The 25,236-nt window shown below is 63.1% G+C and carries 24 protein-coding genes; 11 read left to right on the top strand and 13 right to left on the bottom strand.

What is annotated here, in order from left to right:
- Window positions 1–137 precede the first annotated feature (137 nt).
- Both CQ14_RS42015 and CQ14_RS08305 read left to right on the top strand, forming a co-directional pair.
- Window positions 138–533 carry a hotdog family protein gene (locus tag CQ14_RS42015; protein WP_156434768.1) on the top strand — a complete coding sequence of 132 codons (396 nt, stop codon included), beginning with the start codon at window positions 138–140 and terminating at the stop codon, window positions 531–533.
- A gap of 95 nt (window positions 534–628) precedes the next feature.
- Entirely contained in the window at window positions 629–1,705 is a 1,077-nt protein-coding gene (locus tag CQ14_RS08305) for a hypothetical protein (RefSeq protein WP_057857430.1), read from the top strand.
- Between the two features lie 398 nt (window positions 1,706–2,103).
- Here CQ14_RS08305 and lepA read toward each other — a convergent pair whose 3' ends face one another.
- Window positions 2,104–3,915: a translation elongation factor 4 gene (gene lepA / locus CQ14_RS08300; RefSeq protein ID WP_057857429.1), complete on the bottom strand. Its 1,812-nt coding sequence runs from the start codon at window positions 3,913–3,915 to the stop codon at window positions 2,104–2,106.
- A 115-nt stretch (window positions 3,916–4,030) separates the two neighbouring features.
- On the opposite strand from lepA, the gene CQ14_RS08295 reads away from it, so the two are divergent.
- Both CQ14_RS08295 and CQ14_RS08290 read left to right on the top strand, forming a co-directional pair.
- Window positions 4,031–5,629 carry a glycosyltransferase family 39 protein gene (locus CQ14_RS08295; RefSeq protein WP_057857428.1) on the top strand — a complete coding sequence of 533 codons (1,599 nt, stop codon included), beginning with the start codon at window positions 4,031–4,033 and terminating at the stop codon, window positions 5,627–5,629.
- Between the two features lie 33 nt (window positions 5,630–5,662).
- Entirely contained in the window at window positions 5,663–6,460 is a 798-nt protein-coding gene (locus CQ14_RS08290; RefSeq protein ID WP_057857427.1) for an SDR family NAD(P)-dependent oxidoreductase, read from the top strand.
- 146 nt (window positions 6,461–6,606) lie between these two features.
- On the opposite strand, the gene CQ14_RS08285 is transcribed toward CQ14_RS08290, so the two are convergent.
- From CQ14_RS08285 to CQ14_RS08265, 5 genes are all read right to left on the bottom strand, one after another.
- Window positions 6,607–6,933, bottom strand: coding sequence for an HPr family phosphocarrier protein (locus CQ14_RS08285; protein ID WP_057857426.1), 327 nt, complete (start codon window positions 6,931–6,933; stop codon window positions 6,607–6,609).
- Complete coding sequence (locus tag CQ14_RS08280; RefSeq protein ID WP_024339151.1) at window positions 6,930–7,331, bottom strand: PTS sugar transporter subunit IIA; 402 nt, start codon at window positions 7,329–7,331, stop codon at window positions 6,930–6,932. The genes CQ14_RS08285 and CQ14_RS08280 overlap by 4 nt, the downstream gene beginning before the upstream one ends.
- A gap of 132 nt (window positions 7,332–7,463) precedes the next feature.
- A complete protein-coding gene (locus tag CQ14_RS08275; RefSeq protein WP_057857425.1) occupies window positions 7,464–7,985 on the bottom strand; it encodes an HPr kinase/phosphorylase in 522 nt (173 codons plus the stop codon).
- Window positions 7,982–9,802 (bottom strand): sensor histidine kinase, encoded by a 1,821-nt coding sequence (locus CQ14_RS08270; RefSeq protein WP_057857424.1) that lies wholly within the window; start codon window positions 9,800–9,802, stop codon window positions 7,982–7,984. Before CQ14_RS08270 ends, CQ14_RS08275 begins: the two co-directional genes overlap by 4 nt.
- Before the next feature lie 95 nt (window positions 9,803–9,897).
- Window positions 9,898–10,599 carry a response regulator transcription factor gene (locus CQ14_RS08265; protein WP_027541437.1) on the bottom strand — a complete coding sequence of 234 codons (702 nt, stop codon included), beginning with the start codon at window positions 10,597–10,599 and terminating at the stop codon, window positions 9,898–9,900.
- Window positions 10,600–10,815: 216 nt separating this feature from the next.
- On the opposite strand from CQ14_RS08265, the gene CQ14_RS08260 reads away from it, so the two are divergent.
- The 3 genes from CQ14_RS08260 (at window position 10,816) to CQ14_RS08250 (ending at window position 16,162) form a co-directional block, all read left to right on the top strand.
- Window positions 10,816–11,550: a HugZ family pyridoxamine 5'-phosphate oxidase gene (locus CQ14_RS08260; protein WP_057857423.1), complete on the top strand. Its 735-nt coding sequence runs from the start codon at window positions 10,816–10,818 to the stop codon at window positions 11,548–11,550.
- 111 nt (window positions 11,551–11,661) lie between these two features.
- Entirely contained in the window at window positions 11,662–14,256 is a 2,595-nt protein-coding gene (locus CQ14_RS08255) for a CHAT domain-containing tetratricopeptide repeat protein (RefSeq protein WP_057857422.1), read from the top strand.
- A gap of 289 nt (window positions 14,257–14,545) precedes the next feature.
- Window positions 14,546–16,162, top strand: coding sequence for a phosphoenolpyruvate carboxykinase (locus CQ14_RS08250; protein WP_057857421.1), 1,617 nt, complete (start codon window positions 14,546–14,548; stop codon window positions 16,160–16,162).
- Between the two features lie 55 nt (window positions 16,163–16,217).
- On the opposite strand, the gene CQ14_RS08245 is transcribed toward CQ14_RS08250, so the two are convergent.
- Window positions 16,218–16,817, bottom strand: coding sequence for an RNA polymerase sigma factor (locus CQ14_RS08245; protein WP_063800323.1), 600 nt, complete (start codon window positions 16,815–16,817; stop codon window positions 16,218–16,220).
- Between the two features lie 288 nt (window positions 16,818–17,105).
- Between CQ14_RS08245 and CQ14_RS08240 the strand changes: the two genes are divergently transcribed.
- Entirely contained in the window at window positions 17,106–17,621 is a 516-nt protein-coding gene (locus CQ14_RS08240) for a sigma-70 family RNA polymerase sigma factor (protein WP_245320255.1), read from the top strand.
- A complete protein-coding gene (locus tag CQ14_RS08235) occupies window positions 17,606–18,160 on the top strand; it encodes a cupin domain-containing protein (protein WP_082649773.1) in 555 nt (184 codons plus the stop codon). Before CQ14_RS08240 ends, CQ14_RS08235 begins: the two co-directional genes overlap by 16 nt.
- On the opposite strand, the gene rocF is transcribed toward CQ14_RS08235, so the two are convergent.
- The 5 genes from rocF to CQ14_RS08210 form a co-directional block, all read right to left on the bottom strand.
- A complete protein-coding gene (gene rocF / locus CQ14_RS08230) occupies window positions 18,157–19,131 on the bottom strand; it encodes an arginase (RefSeq protein WP_057857417.1) in 975 nt (324 codons plus the stop codon). The genes CQ14_RS08235 and rocF overlap by 4 nt on opposite strands.
- Window positions 19,132–19,315: 184 nt before the next feature.
- Window positions 19,316–20,134 carry an acyl-CoA thioesterase gene (locus CQ14_RS08225; protein WP_057857416.1) on the bottom strand — a complete coding sequence of 273 codons (819 nt, stop codon included), beginning with the start codon at window positions 20,132–20,134 and terminating at the stop codon, window positions 19,316–19,318.
- 12 nt (window positions 20,135–20,146) lie between these two features.
- Window positions 20,147–20,488, bottom strand: coding sequence for a hypothetical protein (locus tag CQ14_RS08220; protein ID WP_057857436.1), 342 nt, complete (start codon window positions 20,486–20,488; stop codon window positions 20,147–20,149).
- Between the two features lie 103 nt (window positions 20,489–20,591).
- Window positions 20,592–21,287, bottom strand: a complete 696-nt coding sequence (locus tag CQ14_RS08215; protein WP_057857415.1) for an alpha/beta fold hydrolase — start codon at window positions 21,285–21,287, stop codon at window positions 20,592–20,594.
- A gap of 68 nt (window positions 21,288–21,355) precedes the next feature.
- Complete coding sequence (locus CQ14_RS08210) at window positions 21,356–23,875, bottom strand: glycogen/starch/alpha-glucan phosphorylase (RefSeq protein ID WP_245320254.1); 2,520 nt, start codon at window positions 23,873–23,875, stop codon at window positions 21,356–21,358.
- Between the two features lie 244 nt (window positions 23,876–24,119).
- On the opposite strand from CQ14_RS08210, the gene CQ14_RS08205 reads away from it, so the two are divergent.
- Window positions 24,120–24,347 (top strand): hypothetical protein, encoded by a 228-nt coding sequence (locus CQ14_RS08205; protein ID WP_057857413.1) that lies wholly within the window; start codon window positions 24,120–24,122, stop codon window positions 24,345–24,347.
- 49 nt (window positions 24,348–24,396) lie between these two features.
- Here the strand turns inward: CQ14_RS08205 and CQ14_RS45905 are convergent, their stop codons facing one another.
- Window positions 24,397–24,585 carry an RNA polymerase sigma factor region1.1 domain-containing protein gene (locus tag CQ14_RS45905; protein WP_057857412.1) on the bottom strand — a complete coding sequence of 63 codons (189 nt, stop codon included), beginning with the start codon at window positions 24,583–24,585 and terminating at the stop codon, window positions 24,397–24,399.
- A 168-nt stretch (window positions 24,586–24,753) separates the two neighbouring features.
- Between CQ14_RS45905 and CQ14_RS08195 the strand changes: the two genes are divergently transcribed.
- On the top strand, window positions 24,754–25,185 hold the full coding sequence (locus tag CQ14_RS08195; RefSeq protein WP_057857411.1) for a hypothetical protein: 432 nt from the start codon (window positions 24,754–24,756) through the stop codon (window positions 25,183–25,185).
- Window positions 25,186–25,236: the final 51 nt, after the last annotated feature.

Here is a 25,236-nt window from a genome sequence, read left to right as displayed (position 1 = left end):
ATTGGGGGCGCCCGCGGTCGCGGACCGACTTCTTCAACGGTATCGGCCAGAACCGGACGTGCTGACATTGATCGGCACGGAGACTAGAGTGCGGTGTGCCATCCCCGTAGTTTAGTCTGCTCGTAAAGGATTGGCCGATGACCAGCGGATATTTTGAAGACATCGAAGTTGGTGACAGCCGCAATTTTGTCTCTAAGGCCGAGATAATTCAGTTCGCGAAGCAGTATGATCCGCGGCCCTTCCATGTCGACGAGGAAGCTGCTGCTCGTTCCGTTTTTGCAGGACTGTCGGCATCTGCTGCCCACACGTTCGCGATCTTCATCTCGCTATCCAACAAATATCAACCTCCGTTCCGCGCCCTTGCTGGATTGGGCTATGATGAATTGAGGCTGCCGAACAATGTCCCAAAGTCTATCTTGGTTGAAAAGACACGAGAGGCAGCGAAATGCTACCGGCACCAATCACTTATTGCTTCTACCGTTGTCGCAGGCTCTGCCTTCACACTTTGGTCGTCGCGACTTTCGCAGTCATGATGGCCTCCGCTCCACTGCAGGCGTCAACAGCGCCAAAAACGTCAGCGTGCGGATACCTCGCTGGTCTAATTGATAAGGCGCCGCCATCAGGGCCGTTGTTCCTGCCCAGCTATCCGACCGTCGAATCGGGGCCTCTGCATGGCGCCGCCTACCTCTATGACAATGCGGTAGCCGCCATCGCATTGGTCGGTTGCGGTGAGCAAGATAAAGCGTACCGGATTGGCTACGCGATTCTCTGGGCCATCGACAACGACCGCACCTGGCATGATGGACGGCTCAGGAACGCTTACGCGGCGGGTGTGGTGGCGAATGGCCCCGTCAAACTTCCAGGGTGGTGGGACAATATTCAGAACAAATGGTTGGAGGATCGATATCAGGTGGGCAGCGATGTTGGTAACGTGGCATGGGCCATGTTGGCGTTGCTGTCGGTTGATGATGTGAACACCGGCTCTCGGTTCCGCGATGGTGCTGCACGGCTTGGCGCCTGGGTCGCGCAATGGGCCGATACGCGCGGTACTGGCGGTTTCACGGGTGGTACGTTTGGGCACGAACCGACGCCGGAAGTGCGGACGTGGAAATCGACTGAACATAATACTGACCTCGCCGCCGCGTTTGGCCTTCTTGCGATCCGTACAGGCGATTCGCGCTGGCGCGATAAGGCAACGGTTGCTGAGTACTTCGTAAATACGATGTGGGATCCGGGGTGCGCCTGTTTCGCCGCAGGGACCGCTGAAGACGGTGTCACGCATAATCCGATTTTGGCTCTGGATGCCCAGATCTGGCCTTTAACAGCGCTTCACGGAGCGGCCGGGAAATTTGCATCGGCAATGACGACCGCCGAACAGCGAATGAGTGTTGGCGGAGGCTTTTCTTACGGTGAAGACCGGGACGGTGTGTGGACCGAAGGGACGGGCCAAATGGCTCTCTTGATGAAATTGCTCGGCAGGTCTGAGAGGGCAGAATCGTTGATCGCTATCATCGAATCCCAGAGGTCGCCCGATGGTGGGTTCTATGCCACGACTGTCCGCGCGTTACCGACGGGGTTCGTGTTGGACACCGACCCGACCAAGCCGCGACACTATTTCCGATTGTCACATCTTGGCGCAGCTTCGTGGGCTGCCCTCGCGGAACGTGGGTTCAATCCCTTTACGATGACAAAAGGACTTCCCTAGCTGAGCCGTAGTGCTTCTCGTCTCGGCCGTTTCGGTCTGTTTTGATTCGATATGTCCGCCAAGGGTCAATTTCGACCGAGCTTTCGGCCTTTACTTGCCGTTTGATGTCCGCTCTGCCCCCAAAGCAGCCGGTGCCGAGGCCAGGCCAACGGGGCGAGGCGGGGTTGCGCCTGTTTCGCTGGTTCGGAAAGGGCCCCACCGATCACACGCCCAGGCGATGATGGCACTGTGCCGGTGATTTGCCCGACGCGTCAAATGACTTCGTAAAATACGAAGGGCGTCGCGCCGGCCTCGCCGGCTACTTTGCATGGGGTTGTTTTCGATATTTTTGTTGTCCAGTCGCGGACGCCTCAGGCCGGGCCTGATCTCATCATGCTTTGGCGGTTTGAGCGCTAGCTTCAGCTATCCACCTTCAGCGCCGCAATAAACGCTTCCTGCGGGATGTCGACCTTGCCGAACTGCCGCATCTTCTTCTTGCCTTCCTTCTGCTTCTCCAGAAGCTTGCGTTTGCGCGTGATGTCGCCGCCGTAGCACTTGGCGGTGACGTCCTTGCGCAGCGCGCGGACGGTCTCGCGGGCGATCACCTTGCCGCCGATCGCGGCCTGGATCGGGATCTGGAACATGTGCGGCGGGATCAGTTCCTTCATCTTCTCGACCATGGCGCGGCCGCGCCCTTCGGCGCGGGTCCGGTGCACCAGCATCGACAGCGCATCGACCGGCTCGGCGTTGACGAGGATCTGCATCTTGACGAGGTCGGCCACCTTGTAGTCGGTCAAATGATAGTCGAACGAGGCGTAACCCTTCGACACCGATTTCAGGCGATCGTAGAAATCGAACACGACTTCGTTGAGCGGCAAGTCGTATTTCACCATGGCGCGGGAGCCGACGTAGGTGAGCTCCTTCTGCGAGCCGCGGCGGTCCTGACACAGCTTCAGCACGCTGCCGAGATATTCGTCCGGCGTCAGGATCGTCGCCTCGATCCACGGCTCCTCGATGTCGGCGATCTTGACGACATCCGGCATGTCGACAGGATTGTGGATCTCGATCTCCTGGCCGTCGGTCAGGTGCATCTTGTAGATCACGCTCGGCGCTGTCGCGATCAGGTTGAGGTCGAATTCGCGCGACAGTCGCTCCTGGATGATTTCCAGATGCAGAAGCCCCAGGAAGCCGCAGCGGAAGCCGAAGCCGAGGGCGGCGGAAGTCTCCATCTCGAAGGAGAAGCTCGCGTCGTTCAGCCGCAGCTTGCCCATCGCCGCGCGCAGCGTCTCGAAGTCGTCGGCGTCGACCGGGAACAGGCCGCAGAACACCACGGGGATAGCCGGCTTGAACCCCGGCAGCATTTCGGTGACCGGCTTCTTGTCGTCGGTGATGGTGTCGCCGACGCGGGTGTCGGCGACTTCCTTGATCGCCGCGGTGATGAAGCCGATCTCGCCAGGGCCGAGCTCGTCGACCTGCTGCATCTTCGGCGTGAAGAAGCCGACGCGCTCGACGTCGTAGGCCGCGCTGGTGCCCATCATGCGGATGCGCTGGCCCTTCTTCATGGTGCCGTCGACCACCCGGATGAGCACGACGACGCCGAGATAGACGTCATACCAGCTATCGACCAGCAGCGCCTTCAGCGTCGCATCGCGGTCGCCCTTCGGCGGCGGCAGGCGGGTGACGATCGCCTCCAGCACATCGGGCACGCCGAGGCCCGTCTTGGCCGAGATCATCACGGCGTCGGAGGCGTCGATGCCGATCACGTCCTCGATCTGCTGCTTGACCTTGTCGGGCTCCGCCGCGGGCAGGTCGACCTTGTTGAGGACGGGCACGATCTCGTGATTGTTGTCGAGCGCCTGATAGACGTTGGCGAGGGTCTGCGCTTCCACGCCCTGGCTGGCGTCGACCACGAGCAGCGACCCTTCGCAGGCCGCCAGCGACCGCGAGACTTCGTAGGCGAAGTCGACATGGCCGGGCGTGTCCATCAGGTTGAAGATGTAGTCCTTGCCGTCCTTGGCGCGGTAGTTCAGCCGCACCGTCTGCGCCTTGATGGTGATGCCGCGCTCGCGCTCGATATCCATGGAATCGAGCACCTGTTCCTTGCCCGCCATTTCGCGATCGGTCAGCCCGCCCGTCATCTGGATCAGGCGGTCGGCCAGCGTCGATTTGCCATGGTCGATATGGGCGACGATGGAGAAGTTGCGGATGTTGGAAATGGGCGTGGTTGTCATGGGGCGCGGGATAGCATTCACGCCCCGGTGCGGCAACCATCTTGCTGTATTTTAAGGGGGTTTCTTCACGGCAAGCTGATTCCACTCGGCCCCAAAACACGCTACGGAGTGGGCCATGTCGACTGCATCCATTTCGCCCGCGGCCGCGCGCGGCAAGCGTTTTCCATCGATCCGGCGGCTGGCGGCGTGGCTGGCCTCGCAGGCCAGCGATCCCAAGGCCGGGCTCTGGCTGGTGACCGGCTTTGCCGTGGTCCACGCCGTGCTGTGGACGCTGATTCTGGTCAATCTGAAGACCGGGCAGGACGTTCATATGGACGTCGCGGAGGCCTTCGCCTGGGGCCAGAAGTTCCTGCTCGGCTATGGCAAGCACCCGCCGCTTTCCGGATGGGTTGCCGGCGTCTGGTTCATGCTGTTTCCGGTCACCGACTGGTCAAGCTATGCGCTGGCGATGGCGACGCTGGCCTGCGGGCTCGTGATCTGCTGGTGGCTGGCGCTGCGCGTGGTGGATCATCGCCGCGCGTTCTTCGTCGTCGTGATGCTCGCGCTCTATCCGATCTTCAATTTCAAGGGCTTCAAGTACAATCCGGACCTGTTGCAGCTCGTCACGCTGCCGCTCCTCGTGCTCGCCTATCTCGACGCGTTCGAAAAGCGCAGCATTAGATCCGGCGTGTGGCTCGGGCTCGCCGGCGCGCTCGCGCTGATGACCAAATATTGGGCCGTGACCATGATCGGCGCCATCGGCCTTGCCGCGCTGATCCATCCACAGCGCCTGCAGTTCCTGCGTTCGCCGGCGCCGTGGGTCGCGATCGTGGCGCTCGTGGTCGCGATGTTTCCGCATCTGATGTGGCTGAAGCAGGTGAACTTCGTTCCATTCACCTATGCGGGCGATACCTATTCGCTAAGCGACCGCACCATGATCGACGATCTCGCGCTCGGCTATGTCTTGCATAATCTCGCATTGCTGGCCTTGCCGGTGGTACTCGGCGCGATTGCGCTTATGTGGCGGCCGTGGCGTTTGGCGCCGTTTCCGGCTTTCGCGCGCGGCGCCAATTCGGGCGTGAACACGTCCCAGGCGCTCAATGTCTGGATCATCCAGGCCGTGGTGGCGGTCGGGCCGCCGCTCGGCGCCGTGATATTCCATGTCTACATCAAGACCGATTGGGGTATCCCGCTGTTCTTCCTGACGCCGCTCGCGCTGGTCGCGATCCCAGCGGTGCGGGTTCGGAAGGTCGCGCTGATGAACCTGACGGCGAGCTGGCTGGTGATTTCGCTGATCGTGCTGGCGATATCGCCCAGGATCGTCGCCTATGAACTCAGCGAAAAGCGCACGGCAGGCGCGACCTACCGGGCGCGCTCCGAACTCGCCCGCGAACTGACGGAAGCCTGGCACACCCGCTTCCGATCGCATTGGCCAGTGGTCGCCGCCTATACCGATACCGGCCAGCCCGTCACTTTCTACAGCCCCGATCATCCGGCGCCGCTGACGCCGGACGAGCCGTGGTCGTCGGGCCTCACCTCGCTCGAGGAGGCGAAGCGATCCGGCTTCATCGGCATCTGCGAAACCGGCGACTGGAAGCTGGAGAAATGCGAGGCATGGATGAAGACCCATGCCGCCAATGCCGAGCGCATGGTGATGACCACGCGGCGATTCTTCCTAGGCTTGCCCGGTCCCGCGACGGCCTGGAACATCTACATCGTGCCGCCGGCCAAATAGCAGCGGCCAACCAAGAAACGTGAGGGGGAACGCATGAATCTCGACCTGGCGGACAAGACGGCGCTGGTCACCGGCTCGACGCGCGGCATCGGGCTCGCAACGGCAATCGGCCTTGCACAGATGGGCGCGGAGGTGATCGTCAACGGGCGTGAGCAGGCTGCGGTCAGCGAGGCCGTGGCAAAAGTCCGAGAGGCGGTGCCGTCGGCCAAGGTGCATGGCGCGGCGTTCGATCTCGGCGATGCCGCGGGCTGCGCTGCACTGGTGGCGCAATTCCCCGATGTCGACATCCTCGTCAACAATCTCGGCATCTATGAACCAAAGGGCTTCTTCGAGATCGAGGATGTCGATTGGTCGAAAATGTTCGAGGTCAACGTCATGAGCGGCGTGCGGCTGACGCGGCACTACCTGAAGCGGATGCTCGATCACAAGGACTGGGGCCGCGTCGTGTTCGTCTCCAGCGAATCCGGCGTCTTCATTCCAAAGGAGATGGTGCATTACGGCTTCTCCAAAGCGGCGCAGCTCGTCATCGCGCGCGGCGCGGCCGAGACGACCAAGGGCACCAACGTCACAGTCAATTCGGTGATGCCCGGCCCGACCTGGGTCGAGATGGCGCCGGTGCGTCTGGCCGCGCGGGCGAAAGCCGCGGGAACGACCGTCGACGACCTGGTCTCGCGCACCTTCAGCGAACGTCGCCCGGCGTCGCTGCTGCAGCGCTATGCCAAGCCGGAAGAAGTCGCCAATCTGATCTGCTACGTCTGCTCAAAAGCCTCCAGCGCCACTAACGGCGCCGCGCTCCGTGCCGACGGCGGGATCGTTACGAATCCGTTTTGATGGTGTTTGACCTCATCCTGAGGAGGCGCGAAGCACCGTCTCGAAGGATGAATGGCACCAGCTGGGCCTCGTGGTTCGAGACGCTGCTTCGCGGCTCCTCACCATGAGGGTCTAAAGGTTCGGCCAGCCGCGAAGGGGAAACGTTCTCACACGCCTTCTTCGTTAAATTTGTCGGCAACCAGCGCGGCAATCGCATCGACCGCGGCTTGAGCTTCCGGGCCGGTCGCGGAGACCGTAACCGTGGTTCCCGGTCCCGCCGCCAGCATCATCAAGCCCATGATCGAGGTGCCGCCGACGGTTTCATTGCCGCGCGTCACCCAGACCTCGGCGTTGAAGCGCTCGACCATCTGGACGAACTTGGCCGAGGCCCGCGCATGCAGGCCGCGCTTGTTGACGATGAGAAGTTCCCGCGAGATGGCGCCGGCAGGCACGCCAGACCCGAGTTCCTTTTCGGGTGCGGCGTCGTCGCTCATTTGCCGGCGAGCACGCGGCTGGCGATGGTGACGTACTTGCGGCCGGCTTCCTGCGCCATGGCGATGGCATCGGGAAGCGAGCGCTCTTCGCGCACCTTGGCAAGCTTGACCAGCATGGGAAGATTGATGCCTGCGAGCACTTCCACCTTCGGGCGGCTCATGCAGGAAATCGCAAGGTTGGAAGGGGTGCCGCCGAACATGTCGGTAAGGATGGCGACACCATCGCCGCTGTCAACGCGATTCACCGCTTCAATGATATCGCTTCGACACAGATCGGAGTCGTCCTCGGCTCCAATCGTGATGGCTTCGATTTGTTTTTGCGGACCCATGACATGTTCAAGCGCCGCCTTGAACTCGTCGGCAAGGCGCCCATGGGTCACAAGCACTAGACCAATCATCGGAAACTCCTCGCGGGTGCTTTTTGGTGCACCGCACGAACGCGCCACTTTGACCATCCAGAGGCCCCGCGCAAGAGGGCATCTTGGCTATTGTTCCGGAATTTGCCGGTAAGAAGTGAGGCCTGCGCCGGATTAATCGGTGGCGATATTGGGGCTTATATGGTTACCAATTCCCTTCGGGCAATCGTCCAAAGGTTTGACGGAATCAGAACCATCGGTTGTTGTCAGGGCGGCTGCAATCAGCGGGAAGGGGTCAAAGCCCGCTGCGACGGGAATTCGCGGTAGTTCGACACCATTAAGGCGGATAGTGCGCGCTTCCGGCGGCAGCAGCCGCTCCGCGTCACCGGCCGCGAGATCGGCGACGAGGCCGACTCTCGCCTTGCGCACGAAGTCGCAACGGCGGATGCCGAGGCCCCGGATCTCGATCAGGCCGGCCAGTCCGGGCGCCGGGCGGACCCACAATTGTTCGGCCACTGTGTCGAGATGGACACGGTCATCGCCGACCAAAACGGCCGGCGGAAGCTGTCCGGCGCGTCCGGCGAGAATCAGATCGAAGGCCAAGCGTGATTTGCCGGACCCTGACGGTCCGCGGATCAGCACCGCGCGCTCGCCCACCAGTACGGCGGAGGCGTGCACGCTGGCTTCCCCAGTCATGGTGCAGGCAGCCGGACCACGAACCGCGCGCCGGCCACGGTGGGCTTGCCGTCCGCATCGGCCGGACCATGGCGATTTTCCGCCCAGATCCGCCCGTTATGTGCCTCGATGATCTGCTTGGAGATCGACAAGCCCAGCCCTGAGTTCTGGCCAAAGCCCTGATGCGGCCGGTCGGTATAGAAGCGCTCGAAGATGCGTTCCAGCGCATCCTCGCCGATGCCCGGTCCGTCATCATCGACGACGATTTCGATTTCAGAGCGCACGCGGCGGCAGGTGACACGCACCTTCCCGCCGGGGGTGGAGAAGGATTGCGCATTGGACAAGAGGTTGGAGATCACCTGTCCAAGCCGGGAATCATGGCCGGGCACCGAGAACGTGTCGGTGGCACCGCGGCCCTCGAAGCGCGCCTCGACTGCGACGTCGTGTCCCAGCCTGGTTTCGTTGGCCACCGACGTCAGCGTGGTCAGGAGCCGGCGCAAGTCGACCGGCGCCATGTCCTGGCGCTGCAATTCGGCATCGAGGCGGCTGGCGTCCGAGATGTCCGAGATCAGGCGGTCGAGCCGCTTGACGTCGTGCTCGATCACCTCGAGCAGGCGCGCGCGGCTGGTGTCGTTGCGCGCCAGCGGCAGCGTTTCCACCGCCGACCGCAGCGAGGTCAGCGGGTTCTTCAATTCATGGGCGACGTCGGCGGCGAACATCTCGATCGCCTCGATGCGGCTGTAGAGTGCGTTCGTCATGTCGCGCAGCGCGCCGGAGAGATGGCCGATCTCGTCGCGGCGTCGGGTGAAATCGGGGATCTCGACGCGGGTCTGGATGCGCCGGCGGACGCGCTCGGCGCCATCGGCCAGCCGCCGCACCGGACCTGCGATCGTGCTCGCCAAAAGCAGCGACAGCACGATCATGACCGCGGAGGCGACACCGCCCACTTTAAGGATCGCGAGCCGCTCGGCAGTCACCATCTGGTCGATGTCGTCGCCCTGCGTCGACAGCATCAGCGCGCCATGGACGGCGCGGAAGCGCTGCACGGGGACGGCGACCGAGACGATCACCTCGCCGCGGTCGTTGACGCGCACCATGCTGCTTTTGACGCCGTCGAGCGCCTGCACGATTTCCTGGTAGCCCTTGCCGTTCTCGGGGCCGAGCTCGCGATAGAGCGGCAGGTCGCCGCGATTGAGCCAGGTGCGGATCGAGATCGTGGCGCGCTCGACAAAGCCCGGTTTCTCCGTCGAGGGCGGCGGCAGTTCGAACCGCATCACGTCGCCGCGGCCATAGAGACTGCGGCTGTCGAGGATCATGCCGCCGTCGCCGCCGTAGATGCGCGCGCGGGTCTTGGTCGGCGAGATCAGCCGCCGCAGCACCGGCGCGACGCGCTCCGGATTGATCGGGAAATCCAGGCCTGAGGATTCGTCCGGCGCGCCATAGCTCTCGCCGGGCTTGAGGTCGAGCAGGCGGTCCGGGTCGATGGTGATGGTGTTGGTTTCGACGGTGGCGGAGGCGGCGATCGCGCCGGCGATGATTTCGGCCTGCACCAGAAGACTCTGCGCCCGCGCATCGATCAGGCCGGCGCGGAACTGCGAGAGATAGAGAATGCTCGCCACCAGCGCGACGAGGCCCGCCAGATTGAGCGAGACGATGCGGCGCGTGAGGCTGGAGAAGGAGAGCGCGAAGAAGAACTGCCCGGCCCGTCGCAGCCAGCCAAGCGGCCGCCGCCAGCCCGTCTCGCCCACACTAGCCTCGGCGGCAACACGTTCCCGTTCGAGGAGCTCCAGAGCATCCTCGTGATTCAGGCTGGGATCGGGCTGCGTTCGATCTAGCAATGGCCGAGCTGCCGGTTGTGATGCGCCGTCTAGTCTACGCTTCTACGTCGTCCGGGCGGATGTGTCAGTCAACACTTCCGCCCGGAGGACGCAGATCAGGCTTCCTTGAATCGATAGCCGACGCCGTACAGCGTCTCGATCATCTCGAAATCGTCGTCGACCACCTTGAACTTCTTGCGCAGTCGCTTGATGTGGCTGTCGATGGTGCGGTCGTCGACATAGACCTGATCGTCATAGGCGGCGTCCATCAGGGCGTTGCGGCTTTTCACCACGCCGGGCCGGGTCGCCAGCGCCTGCAGGATCAAAAATTCCGTCACCGTCAGCGTCACCGGCTCGTTCTTCCAGGTGCAGGTGTGACGCTCGGGATCCATCCGCAGCAGGCCGCGGTCCAGCGCCCGCGCATCGGGCTCCTTCGGCACGGCGGTCGGATCCTTGGGCTGGCCGCGGCGGAGCACGGCCTTGACCCGCTCGACCAAAAGGCGCTGCGAGAACGGCTTGCGGATGAAATCATCGGCGCCCATCTTGAGACCGAACAGTTCGTCGATCTCTTCATCCTTGGAGGTCAAAAAGATCACCGGCAGGTCGGACTTCTGCCGCAGCCGGCGTAGCGTTTCCATGCCGTCCATGCGCGGCATCTTGATATCGAGGATCGCGAGGTCCGGCGGCGAAGTGCGGAAGCCGTCCAGCGCCGAGGCACCATCCGTGTAGGTCATGATGCGATAGCCTTCGGCTTCGAGCGCGATCGACACGGAAGTGAGAATGTTGCGGTCATCATCGACCAGGGCGATTGTGGGCATGAGCCTGCTTTCGAATAAGAGAGTGGCTTAAACGGCGGGCACTTCAGCCAGACGCCGCATAAATGGGCTTCGTACACGGTCAACGAGCAATGCAAGCTGGGCTGAAGTGTGACCGAGTTCCGCAAAACGTTTCTGCGAAGCAACACGATCCCCCATATAGCACCCTATCAAGTCGAGAAAACCCCCTTTTTGCAATAAGATGGCCGGAAAGAAACCATGCAGCCGACCGCAGATTTTGATGCTTCTAAACTCGCCCGCTCGCTGCTGCGGCGTAGCCGCCAGGGCGCGTTGGCCACGCTTATGCCTGAAAGTGGCGCCCCTTACTGCTCGCTCGTCAACGTTGCGAGCCATGCCGATGCCTCCCCAATCCTCCTGATTTCGCGGCTGGCGCTGCATACGAAAAACATCCTCGCCGATGGCAGGGTATCTCTGATGCTGGACGAGCGCGCCGCCGGCGACCCGCTGGAAGGCGCGCGGATCATGCTGGCGGGCCGGGCCGAGGAGGCTGCCGGGGAACCAGCGAAAATCCTGCGCCGGCGCTACCTCAACGCCCATCCGTCCGCGGAAGCCTTTGTGGATTTCAAGGATTTCTCGTTCTTCCGGATCGCCCCGTCGGGCCTGCATCTCGTCGCCGGATTCGGTCGCATCATCGACCTTGGCCCTGCGCAGTTTCTGACCGAGATCGGCGATGCCGCTGATCTGCTGGAAGCCGAGCAGGGCGCGGTGGACCACATGAATGAGGATCACCGCGAGGCGATGAACCTCTATGCGACCAGATTGCTGGGCGCCGAATCCGCCGACTGGCGCTGCACCGGCTGCGACCCCGACGGCATGGACATGCAGGCCGAAAGCGCGACGCTGCGGCTGGATTTCCCGGAGCGGGTCACCAGCGCGATGGCGCTGCGCAAGATGCTGGTGCGGCTGGCGGGCGAGGCGCGGGCCAAAGGCTGACAAAGGGCGCACAAGGTTAACGCCTGCCAATAGCGAACGTGGATTTGAACGGGTCCGGAAGTTTCCGCGACCTACTGCAAACCTGCGCCTAGTTGACCAGCGAAAGCCCGCATGGAATCCCGCAATCGATTGATATTTTCCGTGTGTCTGGCGCTGTTGTCGGGCACCTGCCTCTCCGCGCCATCGCTGGCGCAAAAAGGTGATCTCGCCGCGGTCAGCGCCAAGGTCAACGAACTCAGCCGCGCCGGAAAATATGCGGAAGCCGTCGCGCTGGCGAAGGAACAGGTGGAAAGCCTCGAAAAAAGATTCGGTCCCGTGAATCGTGAGGTCGGCGCGGCGCTGAACAATCTGGCGCAGGCTTACGGCAATCAGGGCAGGGATGGCGAAGCGGAGCCTCTGCTCAAGCGCTCCATCGCGGTGCTGGAGAAAACGACGGGTCTTGAAACGCCGGAGATCGCGGCGGCGTTGACCAATCTGGCGGCGCTGTACCAGCGCCAGCAGCGCTATGCCGATTCCGAGCCCTTGTTCAAGCGTGCGCTGTCAGTACGCGAGAGGTCGCTGCCTGCCGGTCACCCGGATATCGGACAAGCCCTGAATAACCTCGCCACGCACTACGAGAAGCTCGGTCGCCACAGCGATTCCGAGCCGTTGTTCAAGCGGGCGCTGGCGATCTACGAAAAGGCCGCCGGCCCGGAGCATCCCGCGGTGGCGACGTTGTTGAACAATCTCGGCCAGGTGGCGAAGGTGCAGGGCCGCTATGCCGAGGCCGAGCCGTGGATCAAGCGGTCGCTCGCGATCCGCGAAAAAGTGCTGGGCCGCGAACATCCCGACGTCGCGCGCTCGCTGAACAATCTCGCCGACCTCTATGAGCGGCGGGGCGGTTATGCCGAGGCGCAGCCGCTGTTCGAGCGGGCGCTGGCGATCCGTGAACGCGCCGTCGGGCCCGACCATCCGGATACCGCGACGTCGATTAACAATCTGGCGTCGTTCTATCAGGCCTCGGGCCGTCCCGGCGACGCGCTGCCATTGGTGGCGCGGCTGATCGCAAGCGGACGCGCGCAGCCCCGCGCCGCGCTTCCGGTGCTGGCGGATGCGGAGCGCCAGCATCTGGTGCCCCGCGACAAGGCGGTGAACGATATGCTCAGCGTGATCCAGCGCGGCACCCAGTCATCGGTTGCTTCCGCCGTGAACAAGCTGGCTGTGCGGCTGGCCGCGGGAAGCGACCGCCTCTCCGAACTGGTGCGCCGGGATCAGGATCTCGCTTCTGAAGCGGAGGCGCTCGACAAGTCGATCGTGGCAGCGGTCTCGAAGGAGCGCTCGAAGCGCGACGCCGCTTCCGAGCAGCGCGCCCGCGCCCGGCTTGCCGCTGTCGCGGCCGAGCGGGCGTCGCTGCAGAAGACGTTGTCGGCGGAATTTCCCACCTACGCCGCGCTCTCGAATCCATCGCCGATGACGGTGAAGGAGATCCAGTCGCTGTTGTCGGAAAACGAGGCGCTGGTGCAGTTCGCCGTCACCGAGGTGGAAAGCTACGTCATTGCCATCACCCGCGAGAACTTTGACTGGAAGCCGATCCCACGTGGCGCGGAAACCTTGTCGCAGCAGGTCGCCGCATTCCGCCGCGGCCTTGATCTCGGCAAGGCGAACGATGCCTCCGGCAAATCCGGGCTGTTCGATCTCGCGCTCGCCAATGAACTGCACGAGACGCTGCTGGCGCCGGTCGATACGCTGATCAAGGACAAGCCCTCGCTTCTGGTGGTGGCATCAGGCGCGCTGACGGCGCTGCCGTTTCACCTGCTGGTGACCGAGAAGCCCAAGGCCGCCATCCCCGAGACGTTCGAGGGCTATCGCGATGCGACCTGGCTGTTGAAGCGTCAGGCGGTGTCGGTATTGCCGTCGGTCGCGAGCCTGAAAGCGCTGCGGGTGTTTGCGCGCAAGGAGCCGAGCACCAAGCCGATGACGGGCTTTGGCGATCCCATTTTCAATCCCGCTGTGAAGCCTGCCGATGGCAATCGTTCCAGGACCGCCGCGCGCAGCCTTGCGAGCGGCGCCTACACCGATTTCTGGCAGGGCGCCGGCGTCGATCGTGCGCGGCTTTCGGATGCCTTGGCGCAACTGCCCGATACCGCCGACGAGCTCAACACGATCGCGAACAATCTCGGCGTCGCGGCGGCCGACATTCATCTCGGCGAAGACGCCAGCGAAACCACGCTCAAGCGTACGCCGCTCGCCGATTACGGCATCGTCTATTTCGCCACTCACGGCCTCGTCGCCGGTGACGTGAAAGGGCTTGCCGAACCGTCGCTGGTGCTGAGCATTCCGAAGCAGCCGAGCGAACTCGATGATGGCCTGCTCACGGCAAGCGAAGTGGCGCAGTTGAGGCTCAACGCCGATTGGGTGGTGCTATCCGCCTGCAACACCATTGCCGGCGACAAGCCCGGCGCCGAAGCGCTTTCGGGGCTTGCACGATCCTTCTTCTATGCCGGCGCGCGGGCGCTCCTGGTGTCGCACTGGGCGGTCAGCTCGGAGGCTGCCACGCGGCTTTCGATATCGACCTTCGATCGCCTGAAGGCCGATCCCAAGCTCGGGCGCGCCGAGGCGCTGCGCCAGGCCATGCTGGCGTATCTCAACGACCCGTCCTCGCCGCGCAATGCCTATCCGGCGTACTGGGCGCCGTTTGCGCTGATCGGAGAGGGCGCCGCACGCTAAAAAATTTTGATTGTGCGATGCAACAATTCGGGCCTCTGCCGCGTTGAGACAGATGGTCGCGCAACCATGGCTGCAAACGAACAAAAAGCACCGCAGCAAGCGATTGATGCAGATCAACCGCCCGCGCGTGCATAAACCAATTCGCGTGGATCGGCTTGGCAAGCACGGCGTTCATCAGTATTAGGTCGCCGGACCGAGGCCGGAAGGCTATATTCAGGGGTCACCGCGACAGAGCGCGTCAAGCGACAAGCGCGCGACGAGAGTAACGCGGGTTCGAGGAGGAGTCTTCGTGCAAGAGACGGGTCTACGCAACGGTGCTTTCGGCGCCGACAAATTCGGTTTAAAAAATCTCAAGACGGTGCACTGGAATCTCGGCGCGCCGCAGCTTTATCAATATTCCCTTGCGGCAGGCGAAGCCGTGCTGTCGGCGGACGGCGCGTTGTGTGCTGATACCGGCGAGTTCACCGGCCGCAGCCCCAAGGACAAGTTTACGGTTCGTGACGCCACCACCGACAAGAACATGTGGTGGGCCGGCAACCAGTCGATCACCTCGGAGCAGTTCTCGGCGCTTTATGCCGACTTCCTCAAGCATGCCGAAGGCATGACGCTATATGCGCAGGATCTCTATGGCGGCGCCGATCCGAGCTTCCAGATCAAGACCCGCGTGTTCACCGAGCTTGCCTGGCACTCGCTGTTCATCCGCACGCTCCTGATCCGTCCCGAAGTTTCGGCGCTGCGCGATTTCGCGCCTGAACTCACCATCATCGACCTGCCGAGCTTCCGCGCCGATCCGAAACGTCACGGCGTGCGCTCGGAGAACGTCGTCGCGATCGATTTCGCCCGCAAGATCGTCCTGATCGGCGGGTCTTATTATGCCGGCGAGATGAAGAAGTCGGTCTTCACCACGCTGAACTATTACCTGCCCGCCAAGGGCGTGCTGCCGATGCACTGCTCGGCCAATGTCGGACCCAAGGGCGACACCGCGATCTTCTTCGGGCTATCAGGCACCGGCAAGACCACGCTGTCGGCCGATCCGAACCGCACGCTGATCGGCGATGACGAGCACGGCTGGGGCAATGACGGCGTCTTCAATTTCGAAGGCGGCTGCTATGCCAAGTGCATCAAGCTGTCGCAGGAAGCCGAGCCGCAGATCTTTGCCGCCAGCAACCGCTTCGGCGCCGTGCTGGAAAACGTGGTGCTCGGCGAAGACAACCGGGTGCCCGATTTCGACGATGGTTCGAAGACGGAAAATACCCGCTCGGCCTATCCGCTCGACTTCATCCCGAACGCTTCGCGCACCGGCCGCGCCGGCCAGCCGAAGAACGTCGTGATGCTGGCGGCCGACGCGTTCGGCGTGTTGCCGCCGATCGCAAAGCTCTCACCGGCGCAGGCGATGTATCACTTCCTGTCCGGTTACACCGCCAAGGTCGCGGGCACCGAGCGCGGTCTCGGCAACGAGCCGCAGCCGGAATTCTCCACCTGCTTCGGCTCGCCGTTCCTGCCGCTCGATCCGTCCGTCTACGGCAACATGCTGCGCGAGCTGATCGCCAAGCACAATGTCGATTGCTGGCTGGTCAACACCGGCTGGACCGGCGGCAAGTTTGGTGTCGGCAGCCGCATGCCGATCAAGGTGACGCGCGCGCTGCTCACCGCTGCGCTCGACGGTTCCTTGCGCAATGTCGAATTCCGCACCGACAAGTATTTCGGCTTCGCGGTGCCGACCGCGCTGCCGGGCGTGCCGAGCGAGATCCTCGATCCCGTCAACACCTGGAAGGACAAGGCCGAGTTCGACAAGACCGCGCGTGCGCTGGTCGGCATGTTCCAGAAGAACTTCGCCAAGTTCGAAGCCCAGGTCGACGCCGAAGTCCGCGCCGCTGCGCCGGACACCAAGCTCGCGGCGGAGTAACCGCCTCGGAACATTCGAGAACGACGAGGGCGGCCGCTTGGCCGCCCTTTTCGTTTTAGGCGGCGCTGTGCGTCCGTGGCTCGATGGAGGCAAACATCGTGGCGCGCAGCTCCAGCAGCGCCCGCCGCAAATGCGTCTTGACGGTGTTGGCGGGAATGCCCAGCCGCTTCGACAGGTCATGGCGGCTCTTGTCCCTGAGATAGGCCAGCATGATCAGCCGGCGCTTGTGTTCGGGCAGCCGCGCAAACGCCGCCAGTGCCTTCGGGCGCAGCCGCGCAAGATGCATCTCGTCGACCGGATCGGGATCGTTCGACGCGAACGCGGCGATCTTGTCCTCCGCTTCGAGCGCCTCGACCTGGCGTTTTCGCAAAGCATCGATGGCGCCATGCCTGACGATGGTGGCCATCCAGGTCATCGGCGAGGCGATCGCCGGATCGTAGCTTGCGGCGTGTCGCCAGATCTTCAGATAGGTCTCCTGCAGCACATCCTCGGCCAGCGCCCGGTCCCTCAGGATGCGCAAGGCGACGCCCAATAGCTTGGTGTGGGTGAGGCCGTAGAGTCTTGCGAAGGCGGATTTGTCGCCGCGGGCGACGTCCGCAAGCAATTGCAGAAGAAGCGCTCTGCCATCCTGCTGTCCGGTCGTCCCCTGCGGCATCGCGTTCACCATGGTTTCCCCAGTTCGATTGTCGGACCGCCTGCCCGCAAACATCCCGCGTTGAGCAGGCCGTATGTCGCCAGTACGGATGGCCCGCGAAAAAAGTTTCGGCGGCCGCGCTCGGGCGATAATTTTTTTGCCGCTCGCCGGACCGCATTCTCTGAAACCCCGGCCCGTTGAATCGTAGCTTCCTCAGCCCTATAGTTTGCGAGGAACCGCCACCCTTGATTGTGTATCCGGCCTATCCCGCTCAGAATGCGACAGATTTCCGAGGACGACTTGGGGCAGGTGCTCAGGTCTGTCGCCAAGGGCGACCGGGCGGCATTCCGTCGGCTCTACGAGCAAGTGGGCCCGACCCTGTTCGGGATTTGCAGCCGGATCCTGCGCGACCGCAACGCCGCCGAGGACGCCTTTCAGGAGGCGATGCTGCGGATCTGGCAAAAGTCCTATCTGTACGACCCCGCCAAGGGCGGCGCGATGAGCTGGATGGTGACAGTCGTGCGCCGGGTGGCGCTCGACCGGCTGCCGGCGCAGCGGACCGGGCCGGTATTACTGACCGACGAGAGCGTCGCGGCCGTGCTCGAAGCGCTGTCGAACCAGGCGTCGCACGATCCCGCGCTGGCGCCGGACCTGCGAAAGTGCCTCGGCCTTCTGGAACAAAATCACCGGCAAGCCGTCCTTTTGGCCTACTATTACGGCTTGAGCTACGAGGAGCTGGCCGCGCATTCAGCCGTTCCGGTCGGAACGATCAGGACCTGGATTCACCGTGCTGTTGAGAAGTTGCAGCTATGTCTAAGCCAGTGAAGCCAGGTGCTAGCGATGCCGCCGAGTATGTCCTCGGGCTGCTCGGCACGGAGGCCAGAAGCGCCTTCGCACAGCGGTTGAAATCGGACGAGGCGCTGCGGGCCCAGGTCGAATACTGGGAGAGCATGTTCTCCGGCCTGCCGGGGGCGGAGGCCGAGCCGCCGCCATCAGGTCTGTTCGAGAAAATTCTCGACCGGATCGAAGGCGAGGGCGCGGACCTGCCGGGCACCGTGACCAAACGTGCGGGGACGGCGAACTGGTTCGAGATCAGCCCCGGCATCAAGGGTCGTCTGCTGCACGTCGACCGCGCGCAGAACCGGCAACATTTGCTGATCCGGATGGCACCCGGCGCGTCCTATCGGTCGCATGCCCACGACGCCGACGAGCACACGCTTGTCATCGAGGGCGATCTCTCGTTCGGCGATCTCAATCTGAAGGCCGGCGACTTCCACGTCGCGACGCCGTCATCCTCGCATCCGCCGGGACGCACGGTGAATGGCTGTCTCGTGCACGTCATCATGAGTCTCGATCAGCACTAGCCGCCACCGTTACCCGGCAATACCGCGTTGCTCGGCGTCCGCCGGTCGGTGATTTGCAATCCGAACAGGCTGCCGATCAATTCGACGGCAACGCGCGCGGTGCGGCCGCGCTCGTCGAGAAACGGGTTGAGCTCGACGATGTCGACCGAGCGCACCAGCCCGGAATCGTGCAAGAGCTCCATGATCAGGTGCGCCTCGCGATAGGTCGCGCCGCCCGGCACCGTGGTGCCGACGCCTGGTGCGACGGTGGGATCGAGGAAGTCGACATCGAAAGAGACGTGCAGCACGCCGTTCCGTGCCCGCACGCGCTCGATCACCTTTCGGATCAGCACACCGACGCCGAACTCGTCGATCGCGCGCATGTCGGCGATTGCGACGCAGCGCTCGAACACCAGCTTCTTCTCCTCAGGATCGATCGAGCGGATGCCGAACAGGTCGAGCTGGTCGGGGCCGATCGAGGCGCGGGGCGCGCCGCCCAGCAGATCGTCGAGGCCGCCCTCGCCGCACAGGAATGCCGCCGACATGCCATGCATGTTGCCGGTCTCCGTCGTCTGCGGCGTGTTGTAGTCGGCATGGGCGTCGACCCAGAGCACGAATAGCGGCCGGCCCTGCTCCTGCCAGTGGCGCGCGACGCCATTCACCGATCCCATCGACAGCGAATGATCGCCGCCCATGAAGATCGGAACGGCGCCCGAACGCGCCAGCGCATAGGAACGTTCGCTGAGCGCGCGGATCCAGCCCTTGATCGTATCGTAGTATTTGGCGTTCGCCGGCGGCGGGCCTTCGGCCGGAGCAGGGCCGGGCTTCGCCATGTTGCCATGATCCTCGACGGCAAAGCCGAGTTGGTCGAGGATGCGGCCGATGCCCGCGGTGCGCAGCGCGTCCGGTCCCATCAAGGTGCCGAGTTGCGAGGCGCCGATCTCGATGGGGACGCCCAGCAGGGCGATGCGGGGCTGGGCAGCTTCCGACATGAGGCGGGCCTCCGAAGAAATCGCAGCAACCANTTAAACCCTCATGGTGAGGAGGCGCGNNTAGCGCCGTCTCGAACCACGAGGCCCCGCTGGTGCCATTCATCCTTCGAGATGCCGCTACGCGGCTCCTCAGGATGAGGTCTGGCATTGCGGGGTCGCCGCGGTCGCGCCTTTGCCCACGCCGTTACGCCTTGAAATAAGCGATTTGCGTCGTGGTTGCGAGCAGGCGCCCCGAAGGCGACCACAATTCGCCGTGCTGGTCGCCGTAACTCCTGTGGAAAATTCTGGCGTCGGCGGCCGCCAGCACGTGCGTGATGTCCTCGCCCGCCAGCTCTTCCGACGCGGTATGAAAATACGTCGTGATCGACACCGTGCCGAATGGAACAAGTTCCCGCCGCGCCAGAAACACCCGGCCGAAGAAGGCGTCCGACATCGACATCAGCGACAGCATGTCGATCTTTCGCGGTACGCGGTCGCCGATCCATTGCTTGGAGAAGGCATCGAGCGGCTCCGCCGCAGGCGAGCCATAGAAGCTCGGTTCCCCCTCGACAAAGCGGAAATCATACTGGTGCGTCCAGGTCATCGGCGTGTTTGGAAACGAACGCGCCTGTGCGAACGGCGCGGCGTCCGGAAATGTCACCTGCTGGTGCGACCAGGATGGCCGGCGCTCGGCGAACACGGCGGTCGCCAGTGTCGCGACGTCGCCGCCGCCCTGCGTCATCTCCACGCACCAATGCTGGCTCGAACGGTTGGCCTTGACCAGCCGCACGTCGAGGTCGAACGCGCCTTCCGCCACCGGCGCGCAGAAGTTCACGGTAAGCGCCAACGGATCGCCCGCCCGCTGCGGATGCTCCATCAGCGCGCGCAGGATCGTCGCTGCCGTGCAGCCGCCGAACGGGCCGACAAAGGCCCAGTAGTCCGGGCTGGTCTTGCCCTGCCAGCAGCTATCGCCGGCGGTCACCCGCGTGGCGTCGTCGAAGAGGTGAGGGGAATTGGTGAGCATGGATTTGGTCCGTCAAATGTCTACGCGAGTTCCGTTCCAGAGCCGAAATTCAACTGTCTCGTCGTCCTGGCCGTATTTCCTGCAATCCCGGAGGGCTCCCTGAGGGTCGTCCGTGACCCAGACACTGGTCAGTTCGCCGGAAATCCGTGTCAAAGCAATCACGCTGACGTTGCCGATCAAATCCGCGAGGAAGCGTTCGACAGCAGAGATCTCATCTTGCCCCGACAATTCAGCGAGAATGCTTCCATGCGTGTGCCAAGGAAATCCGTCAAAGCCGACCGTCCAATCACCATCGGGGCACGTAACGAGGAATTTCAGTCTTCCATCCGGGCTCACATATTCGCCGACCGGCATCATCAACTTCCATTAGACCGCAGGCGCGGCAGTATCGCTGCAATCCCGCCGAATTCAATAACCTCACACGTAATGGATTTCCGTTTCCCGGGATTGCGATCGCTCATTCATCCATGTGCTCGCAAAATTGATTGATTGCCTTGACCGCAGCTTCGGGATGAGTCGCCAGCAGCATGTGCGAGGAATCGAACCAGCGTTCCTGACAGCGCGACTGTGCGGTTACGATCTCGTCAACTTGCCTCTTCCCCACCAGGCGGTCGAAGCGTCCATGCAGGCACAGCACGGGGCAGGTGACCTCGCGTAGTCGATCGCGCTTGTCGACGCGAAGCACTTCGCGGGCACGAAATTGAACGATCTCGTGAGGCAAGGTCGCCAATACGCGGTGAAGGCGGGCGATGAGTTCAGGCGTTGCGTCCGATCCCATTAGCGCGGTCGCAATGATGCGCTTGGGCAGCCATCTGAGGTCAAGGAGCCGTGTGAGTGGCGCGAATTGAGTTGGCAGCGGATGTCGCGCAAAGCTCGATGCAAGGACCAATCCAACGGCCCGCGGGTCCGTGGCCGCGATTTCGATCGCGATCGGCCCGGAAAAGGATTCGCCGAGGACCACGAACGGGCAGTCCGGCGCGCGTTCCCTGACATAGGCTGCCAGTTGAGCATAGCCCAGCGGTCGGTCGAGTGGATACGTGATCAGTCGAACCGGGCGATGCAAGGATAGCTGATCTGCCAGAGCTTTCAGGAGCTCACCCGTTCCGTCCATGCCCGGAAGAAGGATAATCGGAATTGCTTCGGGCGCATCCATCCGGCCATCATAGCATGTCGTGGCTTAAGAAAATCCAGCCCCGCTTGCGTCCTTGATGACTATGCGACCTAGCCCTTGGCTCCGCGCTGTGCCCCCGCCTCAGGCACGGCCGCTGTCGCACGCACCGGCACGTTCCAGATCTCCTCGGCGTATTCGCGGATGGTGCGGTCGGAGGAGAACCACGGCATCCGCGCCACGTTGAGGATCGAGGCGCGGGTCCATGCCGGTATCACCTGCCAGCGGGCGTCGATGCCGCGCTGCGTCTCGTAATAGGAATCGAAGTCGGCCGAGACCATGTAATGGTCGAGGTAGCGCAGCGCGTGGCCGATGGACGCGAAGCGGGCGGGATCGTCGGGCGAGAACGCGCCGCTCTCGATTGCGGTGATGGCTCGCGCCAGCCGCGGCGAGCGACGGATGATATCGCTCGCATCCAGGCCCTGCTTGCGCCGGATCATGACGTCGCCGGCTTCCATGCCGAAGATCGCGATGTTTTCCGCGCCGACATGGTCGCGGATTTCAATATTGGCGCCGTCGAGCGTGCCGATGGTCAGGGCGCCGTTGAGCGCCAGCTTCATGTTGCCGGTGCCGGAGGCTTCCATGCCGGCGGTCGAAATCTGCTCGGAGAGATCGGCGGCCGGAATGATCACTTCGGCCAGGCTGACATTGTAGTCGGCGAGAAAGACCACCTTCAGCCGTCCCGCGACGTCGGGGTCGTTGTTGACGACTTCGGCGACGTCGTTGATCAGCTTGATGATCAGCTTGGCGTAGCGGTAGCTCGCCGCCGCTTTGCCAGCGAAGATTTTCACCCGCGGCACCCAGTCGCGTTGCGGCTCATCCTTGATCGCCTGGTACAGCGCGATGGTTTCGACGACGTTGAGCAATTGCCGCTTGTACTCGTGGATGCGCTTGATCTGGATGTCGAACAGCGCCGACGGATCGATCTTGGTGCCGAGGCGCTCGTTGATCAGTCGCGCCAGCGCCACCTTGTTGTTGTGCTTGACCTCGCGAAAGCGCTGCTGGAACGCATTGTCGCTGGCGCGGGCCTCGAGCCGCTCGAACAGCGAGAAGTCGTCGAGCACGGCTTCCCCGCAGACCTCGCGCATCAGGCCGGTCAGCTTCGGATTGGCCAGCATCAGCCAGCGGCGGAAGGTGATGCCGTTGGTCTTGTTAGTGATGCGGCCGGGATAGAGATGATTGAGATCGTGGAACACGGTCTCCTTCATCAGGTCGGAGTGCATCGCCGAGACGCCGTTGATGCGGTGCGAACCGACGAAGGCAAGCTGTCCCATCCGCACCCGGCGGCCACTTTTCTCGTCGATCAACGAGACCGAAGCGCGATATTCGATGTCGCCCGGGCAGCGCTGATCGGCCAGCGCCAGATGTGCGGCATTGATGCGGTAGATGATTTCGAGATGCCGCGGCAGCAGCCGCTCGAACAGTTCGACCGGCCAGGTCTCCAGCGCTTCCGGTAGCAGCGTGTGATTGGTGTAGGACAGCGTCGCCACGGTGAGCTTCCACGCTTCGTCCCAGCGGAAATTGTGCAGGTCGACCAGGATCCGCATCAGCTCGGTGACGGCGAGGCTCGGATGGGTATCGTTGAGCTGCACCGCGACCTTGGAGGGGAGATTGCGCAACTGTCCGTCGGAGGCGAGATGGCGCTTGACCAGGTCCTGCAGCGAGGCCGAGACGAAGAAATATTCCTGCCGCAGCCGCAGCTCGCGCCCGGCCGGGCTCTCGTCGTTCGGATAGAGGAATTTGCAGATCGATTCCGCGCGCGCTTCCTCGGCAACCGCGCCGAGGTAATCGCCGGTGTTGAAGACGTCGAGCCGCAAGGGATCGGGTGAGCGCGCCGACCACAGCCGCAGCGCGTTGACGTGCTGCCCGCGCCAGCCGACGATCGGCGTGTCGTAGGCGACCGCCTGCACGGTTTCCGCCGGACGCCAGGTGGCGCGGTCGCGGCCGCGGTCATCGACATGGTCGACATGGCCGCCGAAGTGGATGTGATAGACCACCTCGGCGCGCTGGAATTCCCAGGGGTTGCCAAAGCTCAGCCATTCGTCCGGATATTCCTGCTGCCAGCCCTGCGAAATGATCTGGCGGAACAGGCCGAAATCGTAACGGATCCCGTAGCCGATGGCGGGAACGGCGAGCGTCGCCATGCTCTCCATGAAGCACGCCGCGAGCCGCCCGAGACCGCCATTGCCGAGCGCCGCATCCGGTTCGCATTTGCGCAAATCGTCAAGGCCGACGCCGAGATCGCCGAGCGCCGTCTCGAACACCGGCAGCAAACCCATATTGTTCAGCGCGTCGGTGAACAGGCGGCCGATCAGGAATTCGAGCGAGAGGTAATAGACGCGCTTGCTGCCGGCGTCGTAGCTCTCTTTTTCCGCCGTCAGCCAGCGGTGCACGATGCGGTCGCGCAGCGCCAGCGCCGCCGCCTTGTACCAGTCGCGCCGCGTCGCCATGCCCGCGTCCTTGCCGATCGCAAGTCGGAGCTTGGCGAGAATGGCGCCCTTGATTTCGGCCAGCGCCAACTCGTCGACCGGCTGCCCCGGCGCCGGATAGTTCCCCGGGAAATGTTCCTGCAACACGTTGATCCCTGCAGTTGAGACTCAGGACAAGATAAGCGCGTTGCCCCGCGATCGAAACCACTGGAGCGGATTGTGCACTGCGCTGGCGTGATTTTATGCAAGGACCGGGCCGATTTCGCGGCATCGGTGGCCGGGTTTTGGTGATATGATCGTGGTGCGAAGCCGAGGAGCGCTGGGGTTTCAGTGGCCGGGTGCTAATGCGCGCGAAGCAGATGCGTGCCGCCAGAACGGGAGGCTTGCCATGAGACTGACGATCGAGATCGCCGCCGCCACGCTATTGGTAGTCTGCATCAGCGCGACCAGCGCAGCCTTTGCCGCCAAGGATGGCAAGAGTGCCGATGGCCTGAGTTGCTCCTTCAGCGTTGCGCAGGGCGCGTCGCCCGCCGCGCGCTGCGCGGCGATGAAACGGCAGTGCGGCGGAAAGTTCTACGCCAATTATTGCGGCGACAAGCTGTTGTCGGCGATGTGAGAAACCGGTGCCGGGAGCCCGCCCCGCATCTCCCGGATTTCGCTGCGCTTCATCCAGGCTTCTTTTGGTCACCCTCGACGAGGTTTATTCCTTCGTCGCTCAGCGCTTCCATGACCGCTTCGATGTCTTCAGGCTCGGTTGTGGCTGACGGCAACAGCTCGTTGAGCTGATCGAAGGTCATAACTCCCGTCGGACGGCCAAGCTCTATCGCCATTCGGATCATGTCTCGCTGTCTCATTCCTCGGGTCCTCCTGTATCGGGCTTTCTACTAAATGGACGAAAGTCTCAGGGTTTCTGCAGGCGTCGGAACAAATTAAGAACACTTTAGCAAGTGTTTGATATATCATTGTGATTCGGCACATCGTCGACACAACATCTATGGTCTATCCGAGTTTGTGAGGACTACATGTCCACCATCGCCTTCGATCAGTTCGCTCTCACCCGCATCGCAGATTTCGCGCGCTCGCTGTCGCGCCTGCACCACGCGTCGCGCCGCCAGCTCGTCGACGACGATGCGATCGACCGCGAGTTCAACGCGGTCTGCATGTCGGTGTGGGGCTACACCACGGAAGATTTCAGCGACGAATTGTTTTCGATCGAGGACCACGCCTTCCTCGACGGGTTGGATGAAGCGCAGGCGCGCATCTTCGCCGCCGAGCAGGGCTACGACCTCGTCGACGATCAGGGCATGCTGACGGACTGGTGGGGCTATTGCTGGATGATCCTGGCCGAGAAGCGCGGCCTGCTGACGGCTGAAAACCGCGCCGCGGCACGGGCCGCGATCGAGGAAAAGTATCTGTCGGCGCCGAACGTGATCGGCGTCATCGTCGGGCGGTGAGTTCGCCGAGCCTTCCCGGATATCGCTGCGCTCATCCGGGCTACGGTGCTA

Source organism: Bradyrhizobium lablabi (genome assembly GCF_001440475.1).
Classification (GTDB): domain Bacteria; phylum Pseudomonadota; class Alphaproteobacteria; order Rhizobiales; family Xanthobacteraceae; genus Bradyrhizobium; species Bradyrhizobium lablabi.
The sequence above is the reverse complement of the archived record's forward strand: the minus strand, read 5'-3'. Positions and strand labels throughout refer to the sequence as shown.

Coding starts and splice junctions, on each gene's coding strand:
- CQ14_RS08265 (WP_027541437.1), bottom strand. CDS start 10,599: ATGCCCACAATCGCCCTGGTCGATGATGACCGCAACATTCTCACTTCC.
- lepA (WP_057857429.1), bottom strand. CDS start 3,915: ATGACAACCACGCCCATTTCCAACATCCGCAACTTCTCCATCGTCGCC.
- CQ14_RS08285 (WP_057857426.1), bottom strand. CDS start 6,933: ATGAGCGACGACGCCGCACCCGAAAAGGAACTCGGGTCTGGCGTGCCT.
- CQ14_RS08215 (WP_057857415.1), bottom strand. CDS start 21,287: ATGGATGCGCCCGAAGCAATTCCGATTATCCTTCTTCCGGGCATGGAC.
- CQ14_RS08280 (WP_024339151.1), bottom strand. CDS start 7,331: ATGATTGGTCTAGTGCTTGTGACCCATGGGCGCCTTGCCGACGAGTTC.
- CQ14_RS08255 (WP_057857422.1), top strand. CDS start 11,662: ATGGAATCCCGCAATCGATTGATATTTTCCGTGTGTCTGGCGCTGTTG.
- CQ14_RS08195 (WP_057857411.1), top strand. CDS start 24,754: ATGTCCACCATCGCCTTCGATCAGTTCGCTCTCACCCGCATCGCAGAT.
- CQ14_RS08260 (WP_057857423.1), top strand. CDS start 10,816: ATGCAGCCGACCGCAGATTTTGATGCTTCTAAACTCGCCCGCTCGCTG.
- CQ14_RS08220 (WP_057857436.1), bottom strand. CDS start 20,488: ATGCCGGTCGGCGAATATGTGAGCCCGGATGGAAGACTGAAATTCCTC.
- rocF (WP_057857417.1), bottom strand. CDS start 19,131: ATGTCGGAAGCTGCCCAGCCCCGCATCGCCCTGCTGGGCGTCCCCATC.
- CQ14_RS08205 (WP_057857413.1), top strand. CDS start 24,120: ATGAGACTGACGATCGAGATCGCCGCCGCCACGCTATTGGTAGTCTGC.
- CQ14_RS08290 (WP_057857427.1), top strand. CDS start 5,663: ATGAATCTCGACCTGGCGGACAAGACGGCGCTGGTCACCGGCTCGACG.
- CQ14_RS08295 (WP_057857428.1), top strand. CDS start 4,031: ATGTCGACTGCATCCATTTCGCCCGCGGCCGCGCGCGGCAAGCGTTTT.
- CQ14_RS08235 (WP_082649773.1), top strand. CDS start 17,606: ATGTCTAAGCCAGTGAAGCCAGGTGCTAGCGATGCCGCCGAGTATGTC.
- CQ14_RS08245 (WP_063800323.1), bottom strand. CDS start 16,817: ATGCCGCAGGGGACGACCGGACAGCAGGATGGCAGAGCGCTTCTTCTG.
- CQ14_RS08225 (WP_057857416.1), bottom strand. CDS start 20,134: ATGCTCACCAATTCCCCTCACCTCTTCGACGACGCCACGCGGGTGACC.
- CQ14_RS08275 (WP_057857425.1), bottom strand. CDS start 7,985: ATGACTGGGGAAGCCAGCGTGCACGCCTCCGCCGTACTGGTGGGCGAG.
- CQ14_RS45905 (WP_057857412.1), bottom strand. CDS start 24,585: ATGAGACAGCGAGACATGATCCGAATGGCGATAGAGCTTGGCCGTCCG.
- CQ14_RS42015 (WP_156434768.1), top strand. CDS start 138: ATGACCAGCGGATATTTTGAAGACATCGAAGTTGGTGACAGCCGCAAT.